Source organism: Nodosilinea sp. LEGE 07298, from assembly GCF_015207265.1.
GTDB lineage: Bacteria > Cyanobacteriota > Cyanobacteriia > Phormidesmidales > Phormidesmidaceae > Nodosilinea.
Map to the genome: position 1 here is coordinate 1 of NZ_JADEXE010000177.1, position 14,032 is coordinate 14,032.

The window sequence follows — 14,032 nt, forward strand, 5'->3', positions numbered from 1 at the left end:
GCCCCTTTGAACAACTCAACGGTTTCCGCTATCACGACAACTGGGTGCGCAACCTGCTGATTGCCTCTTCGTTAAATGGCAGAAGGCCGTTGCCCAGGAAAGCCGACACAAAATAAGTTGGAACTAGGACCAAATGTGTCAATCTTGTGACTATAAATAGAATTTAAGCCATGTTTTTGGATTGCTAAAAACACAACAAAAATCTCCTAAAAATGTTTTAGGAGATTGTGGCTTAACCGCGATATGTCTGGCTAAGTCGATCTAGATATTAAGGTTTTGAGCCTTTTTATATTTCCTGCTATTGAGCCTTTCGGTGAATTTCTTTTTCTTTTCGGGCTTAAAATTCAGTGGCAATATATTGTTTTTATGCCCTTGGTAAAATCATCTCAAAGCTTGACTTTTAGATCAAGCGGAATGGTTGTTCGGTCGAGAATTTTGGAGAATTCTTCATAAAGATGATGCTGGGATTTTTTTGATCAAAAAGTTCCGGTTTTCACGTTTAGAGGAATAGTGTGTCGCCCCGAGCTTGGCCCTGGTGCATGATGCAGAAAACCCACGCATCTATAACCATGATGCTTGATGGCTGACTAGTACTCGAAGGCTGAAATAAGTCCACTATTCCGGCTCGCTTGGCTCCCTAGCCCCCCTGCTCCCTCGCGATTGGCAATAGTCGCCACACTTATGCCGCTGTCTACTAGGGCAATAGCGCGTCAACCTCTAGCAAGAACAAAGGGGGCTCGGTGTCGTTGAGAGTCACTAAGGTGTTAATGCCCTGGAGATGGTTGATCATTAAGTAGGTGGCTGGTATCGGGCTAAAGGCTGACTGACGCGCCCGTTTGAGGCTGGGAATATCGTCGATCAACAGCCCCAGCAGGCCAAATCGCGGTGAGTCAACCACCAAAATAGGTTGGAGGGGCTGGTTGCTTAAATCTGTTAGTGCGTCACTTAACCCCGGCAATAGTGGCGCTGATTGATATATGCGGTCAGCTACATCCATGATGGGAACAGACTCGTGGTGGAGTTGGGTCAACCCCATGGCCAAGCCAGGTGCTTGCCCCGCTGGGGGAATGACCCGACGAGCCATCGCCAGGGGCAGGCAAAACCAGTTGTGGCGTAGCGGAAAGGCAATCAGCCGCAGCGAGGGTTCTTGGGCGGGCAGACGACGGTAGCGGGCGAGGGCGCTGGACATGGGAGACTCCTAAGACACCAGGGCGGGCTGAATCAGGTCTTCGAGGGTTTTGAGCAAGGTTTGTTCGTTGTAGGGCTTGGTAAAGTAAGCGGCAGCCCCCAGACTCATGGCCAGTTGGCGGTGTTTCTTGCTGCCCCGGGAGGTGAGCATGGCGACCGGCAAGTTTTCGTGGTCGAGTTCGGCTTTGAGTCGGGCTAAAAATCCGTAGCCGTCGAGGCGGGGCATTTCAACATCGCAAATCACGGCTTCGACGGCTAACCCAGCCACTAGTTTATCGAGGGCATCCTGACCGTCTTTGGCCTGGGCAACCTGGTACCCGGCTTTTTCGAGGGTAAGGGCCAGCAGGCGGCGCACGTTAATCGAGTCGTCAACCAGCAGCACGGTGGGTTTGCGGAGGGCGGTGTTGGTCTCGTAGCGGGTGCTGTTAGTTAAAAAGGCGGGAATGGGCGTTTCCTCTAGGGTGTTAGCACCAGAGGCTTCACAGCTGGCAATCCAATAGAGCAGCTCGGCGGTGTTGACCAGGGGCACCACTTTGCCGTCGCCCATAATGGTGCAGCTGTTAAAGCCTTTGGGCATGGGCAAGTTGCCCACGACTCGGCGCAGGGCAACCTCTTGTTCCCCCCACGATCGCTCGATTTGCAGGCCCACCCAGCGCTGGTTGGCGTGTACGAGTAGCACCGTGGGTTCTGAAATGGCGGGAGCGGTTTCGGGGCTTTCAATCACCATGGGACAGTTAAAGTGGATCCAGTCAGTCAGGCGCACTAGCTGCACTAGCTCGCCGTTCCACTCAAAGCTGTCTCGACCAGCGGTGGTGAGAATGTCTTCGGACGGCAGGGCTAAAATTTCTTCGATCGCATCGACCGGAAACGCCATTCGCATACCCCGGCTTTCGACAATCAGCACCCGCGTCACCGACAGGGTAAAGGGGATAGAGATGACAAAGGTGGTGCCTGCGCCGGGCTGAGTATCGACTTGAATGTCGCCGCGAATATCTTTCAGCTTGCTGCGCACCACATCCATGCCGATACCACGCCCCGAGAGATCGGTCACTTCGCTGGCGGTGCTAAAGCCGGGCTCAAAAATCAGCGACAGCAGTTCCTGAGGGCTGGCGGCGGCGAGTAACCCCTCGTCGAGCCCCATGTGGCGGGCGCGATCGCGGATTTTCTCGACCGCAATGCCGCCGCCGTCGTCACTAATGGTAATGATGGTGCGGCTGTTGTGCTGCTGAGCCGAAATCGCGATCGTGCCCGTGGCGGGCTTGCCATGCCGCTGGCGGGTTTCAGCGTCTTCGATGCCGTGGTCGAAGCAGTTGCGAATGATGTGCATGAGCGGCTCTTGCAGAGCCTCTAGCACGTTGCGGTCGACCAGGGTGCGATCGCCCTTGAGCTTCAGCTCCACCGGCTTGTTGTACTGCAGCGACATTTGCCGCAGCGATCGGGGGTAGCGATCGAAAATATCGGCGAGGGGCCGCATGCGTAGCTGAGTCAGGTTTTTTTGCAGCTGGCGAGAGGTCTTGCGCAGGGTGCGAGTGGTCTGCTCGGTGCCGTCGAGGGAGAGTTCAATATCGGCCCCCACCTCTTGCAGCTGAATAATGGTTTCAATAATTTCGCGAAAGGGCAGGTGCAGATCGCGGTAGTGGTCGAGTTCGAGCACGTCAAACTGCTGACGCATGGCACTGTCGGCGGTCAAAGAAACAATTTCGGCTACGTTTTGCAGGGCCGGGGCGGCGGGCAGCAGCGGTAGGCGCGTTTCCTGGGTGGCAACGGTATCGTAGGCAGACCGCAAGTCGCTATTGACCTGGTCGAGGGTGCGCATGCGGGTTTGCATCGTACCCACTAGACCCCGCAGGCGGCTGACTTCTAGCTCTAGCCGGTGCCGCTCAATGGTGAGCTCGCCAAACAGGTCGCTGAGCTGGTTAATCTGTTTCACCGGCACCCGCACGGTGCTGTCGCTAGCGGCCTCGTCGGTACCTGGGGGAGGGGCGCTTTGGCCATTGGTTGACCAGCTAGCACCCTGGGCGGCACCCCAATCAACGGCGGCCAGTTCGTCTAGGGCAGGGGCGGTTTCTGGCCAGGCGGCTTCACCCTCGACCACCCCATCCAGCTCGCCGTCAATGACCTGATCGGCGGCGGCGAGATCTGCCGATGCGTCATCAAGTAGATGGTCGAAATCGTCCATTAGGTAGTCGGGCTGCAACGCAGACTCGTCAGCCAGGGGCCAGAGAGGAGCGGTAATCTCGCCGTCTACCAGGTCGGGGAGGTGGTCGTCGTGGTGTTCGACGTCAGTGTCAAAGGCAGTGTCAAAGGCAGTTTCAGTGGTAGTTTCGATCGCAAACGAAGCCGTTGCCTCGGCACCGTGCCCCATGTGATTGGGCAAATCTCCCAGGTGGCCCGTGAGCACCAGCGCCTGGGACCGTCGCCAGACGGCCAGCGCCTCCTGCACAATGGGGACTAGGGCTTCGTCAGCGGCGGTTGTCACCTGATCGGCAACCGACTGGCAGAGGCTAACAAAGCTCTGGAGCTGCAGCATTTCGCCCAGGCCGCCGAGCTCCTGGGCCAAGATTTGCGTCTCCTCGCGCAGGCAGGGCGACGGCTCGGCCAGCACCTCTTCGAGCCGATTTAGGCAGCCTTCGACCTCGCTCTGAAACAGCAGCGGAATAATATCCTGGCCATCCTCTGGCGAGAGCATGGAGTAGGCGTCTTCATCGACTGGGTCGCCCAGGCGATCGTGGAGCTGCTCAAAAATAGGGTGGGCGTGCTGCTCGACCCACTGCTCATCGACGGGAGACTGGTGCGGGGTACCCTGACTGAGGCACTGGCGCTGGCCCACCATGACCTGGCTCAGGCAGTCGACCGCCGCCAGCAGCAGCTGCTCTAAACTGGCGTCGACCTCAACCTTGCCCCGCTGCACTTTTAGCACTTTGAGGCTGTCTTCGAGGCGGTGGGCAAAGTCGCTGAGCAGCTGAAACCCCATCAGCGCTGCCCCGCCTTTAATCGAGTGGGCGGCCCGCAGGGCTTCATTGATGGTGCTAGCTTCAAAGGTTTGGGTCAGCCCCATCAGGTGGGTGCCGAGGGTTTCCAGATATTCCTGGGCTTCGTCGAGAAACTGAAGCCGAATTTCAAGTTCCTTTGCGTCGGACATAAGGGTAGAAGGGGTGGTGGGTATCGGGTATCGGGTATCGGGTATCGGGGGAGCGGTTTATGGTTCAGGGTTTACGGTTTGGGGTAGGCGGTTCACGGAATGCCTTGCACCGTTTACCCTGCACCTTGCACCGTAAGCTGTGTTACGCTCCCCCATTACTCTTCGCCGGTCTTAAAGGTGCCAACGGTAGCCTGGAGCGATCGCGCCACATCCACCGTCTCTCGCAGGGAGGTAGAAATGTTTTGAGAGGACTGGGAGGTGTGGGTAGATTCGGCGGCGATCGCCTGCATGAGCTGGGTGACAGTCTCCGCGATTTCCACCTGGGAGACAGTGGCGTCAGAAATCGAGCGCACCAGGGTGTCAATCTGCTGGGAGACATCGAGAATGCGGCCCAGGTTTTGCTTGGCGTCTTCGACCAGGCGGGTACCGGCTACAACCTCGGTGGTGCTTTGGTCCATAGCGTCAACAACCTCGGCGGTTTCGCGCTGGATGGTTTCGACAATCCGCTCAATTTCTTTAGTAGCTTCGGCGGAGCGGGCGGCCAGTTCGCCCACCTCTTCGGCCACCACCGCAAAGCCTTGGCCCTCTTCACCAGCACGGGCGGCCTCGATACCGGCGTTGATGGCCAGCAGGTTGGTTTGCATGGCAATCTGGTTAATTAGCGATACCGCCTTAGAAATCTGCTGGGACGATTCGCCCAGGCGCTTCACTTTTTTAGAGGTTTCGCCAATGATTTCCCGCAGAGTGAGAATGTTTTGCACGGTCAAATCCATCGCATGACCGCTGGTTGCGGCGGTGGTAGACGCGCCGTTGGCGACTACGGCGGCCTGCTGAGCGCTGCGGGCTACCTGCTGAATAGAGGCCGTCATCGCTTCGACCGAGGCCAGGGTTTGGGTGACATCGTCGGCCTGGCGTAGGGCTTCGGTGGCCAGGGTCTGAATCGCCCCTTCGTTTTCACCCAGGGAGGCATTGACCTGCTCAGCGGAGGTTTTCACCTTGGTTACAATCTGGCGCAGGCTTTCCACAATGGAGTTGAAGAAGTCGGCGACGGTACCAATTTCTCCAGCCGTGACATCGGCGCGCACGGTGAGGTCACCTCTGGAGGCACCTTCGACTTCGCTGAGCAGCTCGACTAGCTGCATTTGCAGGGCCTCTTGCTTTTGGCGACGCTCTTCGGAGAGGGCCTCGGCCTGGGCATAAAGCCGGGCCTGCTCTAGGGCAAAGCCCAGCTGAATGGCGATTTGACGGATGAAGTTGATCTCCATGGGATCCCAATCGCGGGGGTTGCTGCACTGGTGGGCGATCAGCAGACCGACCAGGGCGTCATTGATGACGATGGGAGCAACTAAGTTGGCCTTGACGTTGTACTGCTGCAGCTGGCGCAGGTGGCATTCGGTTAGCCCGGCTTCGGCCAGGTTAGGCACCGCCTGTACCCGGCCCTGGCGATATTGCTCGATGTATTTTTCTTTGAAACAGGGGTCGTAGAGGTCGTTGCCAATGGCGGTGGTCCAGCCCTGGCCGACTGACTCGGCGACAAAGGTGCCTTTCCAGGTTTCGTCAAACTGGTAGACGATGACGCGATCGCTGCGCAAGATTCGGCGTGTTTCGGTGACAGCGGCACGGAAGATGCGCTCTTCATCTAGGCTTTCGCGCAGGCGGGAGACAATTTCGTTAATCTGACGCTCGCGGGAGGCGGTGGCCTCTTGCTGCTGAAGCAGGTTGGCCTGACTGAGGGCATAGCCAATCTGGAGTGATACCTGTTGGAGCAGGTCAGCTTCCTCGGCGGTCCAGTCGCGGGGGCGATCGCACTGGTGCACGCACAGTAGGCCAATCAGCTCATCACCTGCCAACAGGGGGGCCACCATATTGGCCATCACCTCCAGCTTTTCGAGAATTGCGCAGTGGCAGTGGGTGAGTTTAGCCGTTTGGCGGTTGGCCATCGTTGTGACCCGGCCTGCGTAGTAGCGTTCCAGGGTTTCAGGGCTGAGCGGGTCTTCAATAGTTTCGCCGACAGCTCGCTTCCAGCCGCGCCCGACGGCCTCGGCAGTAATATCGCCGCCCTTAAAGTCGGGGTGGAAGCGGTAGATCAGCACTCGGTCTACCTCCAGCACCTCTCGCAGGCCATCGACGGAGGTACTGAGAATGGTCTGCTCATTGAGCGACTGGCGAATGCGGCTGGTCAGGTCGGCCAGCAGATTGGCCCGAGCGGCGAAGATCTGCTCTTTTTGGCTCTGGCGACGCAGCAGGTCTTCGGATTCGGTGACATTGGCGGCGAGCTGGTTAAAGGCCTGGGCGACCTGGCCCACTTCATCGGTGGCAAACACATCGGCGCGGGCCTGGCGATCGCCCATGCCAAAGCGCCAGGTGGCCTGCTGAAGATTTTTCATTGGCCGCAAAATCGATCGCCCTAGCAGAGCGGCAATGACAAAATCGGCACCAAGGGCCAGCAGAGCAATCAGCAATTGCAGCCGTAGGCTGCTGGCAATCAAGGCGTTGAGGCCGGCCTCAGAGGTACCCCGCACCATCACTGCGATCGGTACCCCGTTGAAATCTTCAATGGCGCGAGCGGCCAGGGTATAGGTAGTGCCGTCGATGCGATCGCGGCGGGTTACGTCCTGACCTGCCCGAGCGACGGCCTGCTCGATCAAAGCAGACGAGTCGAGGGGCAGGTTGGCGGCGGCGACTTCGAGGTCGGGGTTATCGCCAGCGTAGAGGGCGGTGGTCAGGTCAAACTCACCCTCGCTGTTGCGCTGATACAGGGCGCTGTAGCCGTTGCCAAAAGGCGCGATCGCCCCCTTGGGAATAGCGTCTTTGCCGTTGACAATGTCGCCCGACACCAGCGCCCCCACCACCTGTCCCGAGGCCGGGTCGTTAACGGGGGTAATGGTGTAGCGAATCAGCGCATCCTGGTTGGCAAAGTCGGCGGGTAGGGGCGGGGCTTCGTTGCTGATCTCATCCCAGCTGACAATGGCGCTGGCTTTGACCTGGCGAGGGTTTTGCAGCACCGTACCCACCAGGCCGTTGGGGTCAAACGACTGGCCCCGGCGATCGCGGTTGGCATTGGCAATGATTTTCAAATCACTGCCCACCAGGGTGGCGTACTCGATGTTGCGGGCCTTAATTTCGTTCTCTAAAATTTGCTGCACCGCTGCGATCGACCCTGAGGGCAAGGTTTCGCCCCGAGCGTAGGCAGCCGCCGCATCAATAATGGCGCGGTTATCAGACTGGCCGCGAAACCCAAACCCCATTTGGTTGATCTTGATGTTGTACTCAATGTCGGAGACGGCCAGTTCAGACTTAGCCTGGTTGAGCAACTGGCTACGCCCGCCGGAAATAATCAAAAGCGAACCCACGCCTACCAGGCCCAGCACCGAGATCACTTCGGAGGTAAATAGCCCCGCCAGCTGCTTTTGCCGCACGCTGAGGTTGCTGAACCACTGAATCCATTTCCACCGCGCCTGCTGAGTGATTTTGATCTTGTTTTTGACATCAGGACCGTAGGCCACCCCACGGTACATCAGCCCGCTGGCGTTGTTTTCCATAGCGGTTTGACCATTGCCCATGCCATTTTGGCGGGTTGGGTCTGGCTCTTGGCCAGCTTCAGTGGGGGTGTAGGGCCGAAAATCTGTGGTCATGGGTCAACTACCTTGATGAAGTGGGCTAGATGAACGAAGTGGGCTAGATGAACGGAGTAGGGGTTAGGGCCGCCGCACGGTCTGCACAGGCGGCCTAGAGATTAGAGATGCTGAAGAAATCACTGATGGTAAGGAGGCCCGGCCAAAGGCTGCATGAGCGATTGGCCTAGGGGCAAAATTGAGAGAATCTAAACCTAGGGGCTAAACCCAAGGCCTAGATTTGGAGCTTAGAGAGCCTGTAGGGCGGGGGCGCGCAGCAGGGCTTCGCCATCTAACCCCAGCAGCACTTCTCCCTGTTGCAGCACACAGCCCCGCAGAAAGGGCACCAGCCCTGGCGATACGTGGGTGGGAGCAGGCTGTAACTGCTGGGGTGACAGGCTGAGAATGCCGTCGATTTGGCTGACCCGTAGCCCCAGGGTTACCGTCCCCACCTGGAGCAGCACGAGGTTGTACTGCTGTGAGTTGGGGTAGGCGGTGGATAGCCCCAGCAGCAGGGCTAAATCGACCACCCACAGCACCCGGCTGCGGCGGTTGATCAGCCCCAGCAGGGCGGGGGGCATGTTGGGCATGGGGGTAATGCTGGCCGCTGGCGTTGCGATCGCCTCCTGCACCTGGCGAGTGGGTAACATGGCGGGTTGATGGCCCAGGCTAAAGCGCAGATAGCTGTGGGTGAAAGGGGCTAGAGATTGAGTGGCCAGGGCCGCCCCGGCGGGTTGGGGCTGGGCAAGCGATAAATTGCTCATCGGTTGACCCTCATTACGGTCATCACGGCCTGCAGCAGCTGGTCGCGGGTGTAGGGTTTGGTCAGGTAGGCATCGGCCCCCTGACGCAGACCCCACAGTCGGTCAATATCTTGATTTTTAGAGGTACACAGCACAATGGGCACGTGAGCGGTGGTGGGCTGCTTTTTAAGGCTGCGGCACAGCTCAAACCCGCTCATGCCGGGCATGACCACATCGGTAACGATCACATCAGGAGGGTACTGGGCGGCTTTGTCGAGGGCTTCTTGAGCCGTTACGGCGCAGACCACTGTGCAGCCGCTATCACTCAGATAGTGCACCATTAGCTCCATTTCGGAGGGGGTATCTTCAACCACCAAAACGGTGCCTGCTAGAGTCGCTTGCATAATAAATTCACCTAAAGAATGGGTAGACCACTGTGACGACGAATAACCAGGTCATTGCGTCAATAATCGTCGCTAGGGCCGCAGGAAATTCGCAAAAACTCGGTGCTCCAGGCTTACCTACATCACTGCTTGAAAGAACAGCAGCGATGTGGACTAAGAATATTTCAGCTAAAAAAATATCTGTACTATAGATACTTAACTCAGCAAAATGAAACGGTCTTATCACATTTTTTTGAGTATTTAGCTGAAGTACTCCAAGGCTAAATCGACCAGGCTCAAATCAACTTCAAATTTCAGCAAAGACCGCTAGGCGATCGCGCTAGTTCAAATATTTAAAGATGAATTTGAGCAGATCGGACTGATTAAACGGCTTGGTCAAATAGCCCGATGCTCGTACTAGTTTGGCCTTGGCGCGATCAATAAACCCGGTATTGCTGGTCACCATAATAATGGGGGTATTTTTAAAATCTGGGTGGCGACGCAGCAGCGAGCACAGCTCATAGCCATCCAGGCTAGGCATGGTGACATCGAGCAAGATCAAATCGGGCTTATTCCGAATTACCTGCATCAACGCTTTGACCGGGTCATCGATCATAATCACCGAGAAAATTTTGTCATCTAAAAAGCTGTTGATGGCCTGTAGTACGGTGGGGCTATCGTCAATACAGGCAATGGTGTAATGAGTTTTGGCACCAATTTTGATTGGGTTGGGGCCAGTGCTAGCCGTTCCAGCGCCATTGGCCCTAGATGTAGCCTCGCTAACGGCGGGGGCAGCCGTTAGGGTTGCGGCTGCGCCTAGTTTCTGATAGTTGCCGTTGAGCTGGTTAAAGCCATTCCGACGCTGCTTGAGCCGGGCGTAGCATTCTTCTACGGTGGAGCGCAGGTTGAGTTGACAATAGCGGGGGGCATTGCCCAGGCTGTTGCCCTCCACCAGTTCGTAGCTGCCCTGGCGCACGTCTAAGAAGGCTTCGAGTACTTCTTTAGAAAGCGTTTCAACCAAAATTGAGGCCTGATTTTGGTTTAGGTGCTGCTGCTCGACTAGCCAGCAAATGGCTTGGTAATCGGCCAGGTGAGTGGCCGCCTGCTGTTCAAACAAAAGCCTGACCTGTACGCGTACCGCGCTAACTAGCGAAGGTACCTTCACACTCAGTCGCCTAAGGTGGCTATCCAGTCGCTCAAACGCCCGGTCAGCCGTGGAAACGTAGTTGATTTGCCCCTGCTCTAGACATAGGAGCCAGGTGTTGGTCGGGGTGATGACCTGTAGACAGCCGGTCACCTGTCGACTGCTCACTTGGGCTAGCAGGCTGAGGGGGTGCAGTGGGGTAGGGGAAGATGGTGATGCCATGGGAACGGTGTTCGAGAGCGATGGTTGCATAGCGGTTCACTACAGAAACAAGGAAATGCACAGCGAGTGGTAGATAGCATGGGCTGTTTAGACGGGCGCTGCCCCAAAGGGCACCGCTGCGCCAGACCGGCTTTGAATGAGAACAGGGTGCTGTTAAAAAGCGTGGCTTTTAAGAAGCACTGGATGCGTATAACTCAACCGAGGGATTAAGCCTGCGGGCTACCGTTAGCGTCGATGGCGCGATTCGCGGAGCGTTCGGGAACCGACTCGGAACGAGTGTCCCTTCGGGAATCGCCGCCGATGCTGCCCATCGCCTCAGGGGTAGTACTCGATCTCGACCAGTGGCCTAAGATGGTGCTGCAGTAATGGCGATGGATTTGGCGATGACCAATAGCGGTAGAGCAGGTTTGAATAAAGCCATCAGGGCTTAACTCTGTTTAAATTAAGCTCGAATAGGCTGTGGTTTGACAGCAATTTTGAAGCGATAGATGCGGTAATGACAATGGTTAGGAGCCTAAGGCTCTCGCCTAATCTGGGGGCTAGATAGGGAGGCAGATCAGAAAAAACTGACGTTAAGCTCAAACATAAAAAGCCATTTGAAAAGTGATCGATAGTCAGGAATGAAGCGCTAAACCGTTACCTTGTAATTTGATGATAACAGTTCAGAGAAGTGGAAATATAAAAAACAAGTGAATGATAGAAAAATGATGTTGCCTGACTATAAAGTGGCGATAAAGGTTTGAGTGCCGTGTTCTTGTATGTAGTCAAATGCTCAAAAAATGAATTCCTATTTGTTATTTGTTAATGCCTTTTGTCTTTTCTGTAAATATGACAGCCTAAGTCCGGACGTAACTCTATGCGATCGCCATATTTCGCTTTTCTCAACCTTCTGCCGGTTCAAAAACAAATCAGTATGGATGGATGGCAAGTGTGATGTCACGCCATACCGCTAGGCCAGCGATCGCAGCAGGGTTTGAATCTTGCGGCGCTGCTGGGCGGCCAGGGCGTTCGGAAAGCTCAGTTCTAGCACCAGGCGTGGCTGAGCCCGATTGATGGTGGGCAACTCCAAAGCCTGGTTGACCTGGGCCACCAGGCTTTGGGCCGTGGGCAAAGCCGGGCCAGCCGGAAACAGCAGCCCTACGGTTGGCAGCGTTTCAAGCAGGGTAGCGCGGTCTAATTCTGAGACATTCTGCACCTCTAGGCGCAGGTCTTGGCTGCCCATTTCGACCACGTGGGCTGGGTAGCTCTCGCCGTGCCAGCCTTCCCAGGCTAGTTCTACGGGAGCCTGCACCTGCTTGCGCATTTTTTGGCCAGTGGCCGGTTGCAGGTCGGTAAATACTCGCCACAGGGTAGTGGCGATAAACTGCAGCGATTGCAGCGGCTTATCCACCTGCTGACGAGTCTGGGAGTACCATTCCTTTACGTCCGAAAACAGCACCAGCGTGAGATCGTCGGCCTGACTGGGACTCAAGTTGACAAAATCCATCGCTAGCTCGGTTTCTAGGCGACTAGTGGCCGTAGCACGAATAATTTGGGCTTCGAGCAGGGCACGGCCATCGTAGTCGCCGATCAGCTCAACCCACACGTGGTCGGCCACATTGGGCCATTCGTCGAGAATGATTTGGGCACCGCTTTCGCTGATGTCAATGGTTTTGCCCGTCCAGCTCTGGCCGTCGCTGTGGATGATGGCAGACAGCTGCCGGGGTAGGCGGTGGGCACGACGCATCTGGGGTTGTTCGAGTGCTACCAAGCAGGCAGCCAGTACCAGCACCAGGTTAAAGCCGCACCACAGCGCGTTGATCATCACCGCCTGGGTGTCTTCGGGGCTGAGCAGCAGCCAAAAGGGCACCGCCACCAGCGAGGCCGCCGTGAGCAATCCCAGAATGAGCAAATACCGCACGCTGTTGGCGTCGAAGGTGCGCTGGTTGACCACTAGGCCCTTGGCGGTCACGTTAAAGCTGCCTAGCTTGGGGTTGAACAGCGCTAGCAGCGTTACAATGCCCGCCTGAAACGACATCGCAAACTCGTAGATTTCGTTCCAAAACGAGAACCGCACCCGTTTGTAGGGAATGTGGTTGGTCTGCATCGACAGCACGATGTGGGGCAGTGCGTAAAACAGGGTCTCAATGCCCAGGCCTCTCACCGAGTTGATGCTAAACAGCAAAAACAAGGTTGGGGCCAGGGCGTACATCAACCGGGGGAAGCCAAAGAAGAAGTGTGAGGTGGCGCTGAAGTAGCAGACCCGCTGGGGTATCGACAGCTTGAGCTGCCGGTTAAACAGTGGATTTTCGAGCCGTAAAATTTGGGCCATGCCCCGCGCCCACCGCACCTGCTGGCCCACGTAGGCCGAAAATTTCTCAGGGGCCAGCCCTGCCACCATAATCTTGTCGTAGTAGATGGTGCGGTAGCCCAGGGAGTGCAGCCGCAGAGAGGTGTGGCAGTCTTCGGTGACGGTTTCGGTGGCAATGCCTCCCACCTCTAGTAGGTGGCTGCGTCGCACCACCGCTGCCGAACCGCAGAAGAAAGCGGCGTTCCAGGCGTCGTTGCCCTTTTGCAGCACCTTATAAAACAGCTCGTTGCCCACCGGTACCTGGCCCTGTGTGAGCAGGTTGCGCTCGAAGGGGTCGGGGTTGTAAAACCAGTGCGGCGTTTGCACTAGGGCCACAGTAGGGTCGAGAAAAAAGCCGACGGTTTCGGTCAAAAAGCCCCGCACCGGAATGTGGTCGCAATCTAAAATCAGCACCAGATCGCCCATGGTGCGCTCTAAGGCCGTGTTGATGTTGCCTGCTTTGGCGTGGTCGTTGTTGTCGCGGATAAGCAGCAGTGCGCCCAGTTCATCGCAGATAGCCTGCAGTTCGGCCCGGCGCTCGGGGTACTTGCGCCCGTCGTCGAGCACATATACCTGCTTTTTTTCAGTGGGGTAGTCTATCGCCACCGCCGCCACCACGGTTTTGCGCACGATCGCCACATCTTCGTCGTAGGTGGGAATATAGACATCGACCGTAGGCCACTGGATCTGGGGCACAGCGGTGAGGTCAACGGAGGTGCGATCGCGCAGCCGCAGCGTTTGAAAGTACGACAAAAACAGCGTCCCCAACGCGTACATCTCGGCCCCGTAGAGCAGCAGTGAAAAAGTGCCATCGAGCGGGGTATCAAAATTGAGCGTGTAGCGGGTGCGGTAGTAGAGGTAGCGCAGCGTCGTCAGGCTGCTGAGGGTGATCATAAATAGGTGCAGCCGCTCGCGATCGCCGCTGCTGCGCGCATGGCCATCCTCTAAATGCAGAACGCTGTAGCCCAGAAAAATCAGCAGAACTGCCACAATTCCCTGCTGCCAGATCGCCGGATGGGCCAGCAGCAGCGGCTTGGTCAGCAGTCCCAGACAGCCCAGCAGCAGCAGCATCTGCCACTGACTCAGGTGCTGGGTCAAGGCATAGGCGCGATCGGGCAGGGTTTTGGTCAGCCAGTGGTAGAAGGGTGGAGTGGGGTGGAGCATGGGGAGTAGATGGGTAGGTGGGTGGGAGAGTGAGCAAAACTTGACAAATTTTGCTCACTCTCCGCCGCTGCGTCGTATGGCCGACTGCGCAGCTCCGTAGAAC

At 56.9% G+C, this 14,032-nt stretch carries 7 protein-coding genes; all 7 read right to left on the minus strand.

Annotated elements, in window-relative coordinates:
* Nucleotides 1–694: 694 nt before the first annotated feature.
* The 7 genes from IQ273_RS21170 to bcsA all read right to left on the minus strand — a co-directional run bounded on the left by IQ273_RS21170 (nucleotide 695) and on the right by bcsA (nucleotide 13,929).
* Nucleotides 695–1,189: a hypothetical protein gene (locus IQ273_RS21170; RefSeq protein ID WP_194025149.1), complete on the minus strand. Its 495-nt coding sequence runs from the start codon at nucleotides 1,187–1,189 to the stop codon at nucleotides 695–697.
* A gap of 9 nt (nucleotides 1,190–1,198) precedes the next feature.
* Entirely contained in the window at nucleotides 1,199–4,330 is a 3,132-nt protein-coding gene (locus IQ273_RS21175; RefSeq protein ID WP_194025150.1) for a response regulator, read from the minus strand.
* Between the two features lie 155 nt (nucleotides 4,331–4,485).
* Complete coding sequence (locus IQ273_RS21180; protein ID WP_194025151.1) at nucleotides 4,486–7,965, minus strand: GAF domain-containing protein; 3,480 nt, start codon at nucleotides 7,963–7,965, stop codon at nucleotides 4,486–4,488.
* A gap of 227 nt (nucleotides 7,966–8,192) precedes the next feature.
* Complete coding sequence (locus IQ273_RS21185) at nucleotides 8,193–8,708, minus strand: chemotaxis protein CheW (RefSeq protein WP_194025152.1); 516 nt, start codon at nucleotides 8,706–8,708, stop codon at nucleotides 8,193–8,195.
* Complete coding sequence (locus tag IQ273_RS21190; RefSeq protein WP_194025153.1) at nucleotides 8,705–9,091, minus strand: response regulator transcription factor; 387 nt, start codon at nucleotides 9,089–9,091, stop codon at nucleotides 8,705–8,707. The genes IQ273_RS21185 and IQ273_RS21190 overlap by 4 nt, the downstream gene beginning before the upstream one ends.
* A 319-nt stretch (nucleotides 9,092–9,410) precedes the next feature.
* Complete coding sequence (locus tag IQ273_RS21195; protein ID WP_228053499.1) at nucleotides 9,411–10,466, minus strand: response regulator; 1,056 nt, start codon at nucleotides 10,464–10,466, stop codon at nucleotides 9,411–9,413.
* Nucleotides 10,467–11,385: 919 nt separating this feature from the next.
* Nucleotides 11,386–13,929, minus strand: coding sequence for a UDP-forming cellulose synthase catalytic subunit (gene bcsA / locus IQ273_RS21200; protein WP_194025154.1), 2,544 nt, complete (start codon nucleotides 13,927–13,929; stop codon nucleotides 11,386–11,388).
* Nucleotides 13,930–14,032 lie beyond the last annotated feature (103 nt).

Excerpts from the sequence above, each read along its gene's own strand:
- IQ273_RS21170 (WP_194025149.1), bottom strand. The coding sequence starts at position 1,189 with ATGTCCAGCGCCCTCGCCCGCTACCGTCGTCTGCCCGCCCAAGAACCC.
- IQ273_RS21175 (WP_194025150.1), bottom strand. The coding sequence starts at position 4,330 with ATGTCCGACGCAAAGGAACTTGAAATTCGGCTTCAGTTTCTCGACGAA.
- IQ273_RS21180 (WP_194025151.1), bottom strand. The coding sequence starts at position 7,965 with ATGACCACAGATTTTCGGCCCTACACCCCCACTGAAGCTGGCCAAGAG.
- IQ273_RS21185 (WP_194025152.1), bottom strand. The coding sequence starts at position 8,708 with ATGAGCAATTTATCGCTTGCCCAGCCCCAACCCGCCGGGGCGGCCCTG.
- IQ273_RS21190 (WP_194025153.1), bottom strand. The coding sequence starts at position 9,091 with ATGCAAGCGACTCTAGCAGGCACCGTTTTGGTGGTTGAAGATACCCCC.
- IQ273_RS21195 (WP_228053499.1), bottom strand. The coding sequence starts at position 10,466 with ATGCAACCATCGCTCTCGAACACCGTTCCCATGGCATCACCATCTTCC.
- bcsA (WP_194025154.1), bottom strand. The coding sequence starts at position 13,929 with ATGCTCCACCCCACTCCACCCTTCTACCACTGGCTGACCAAAACCCTG.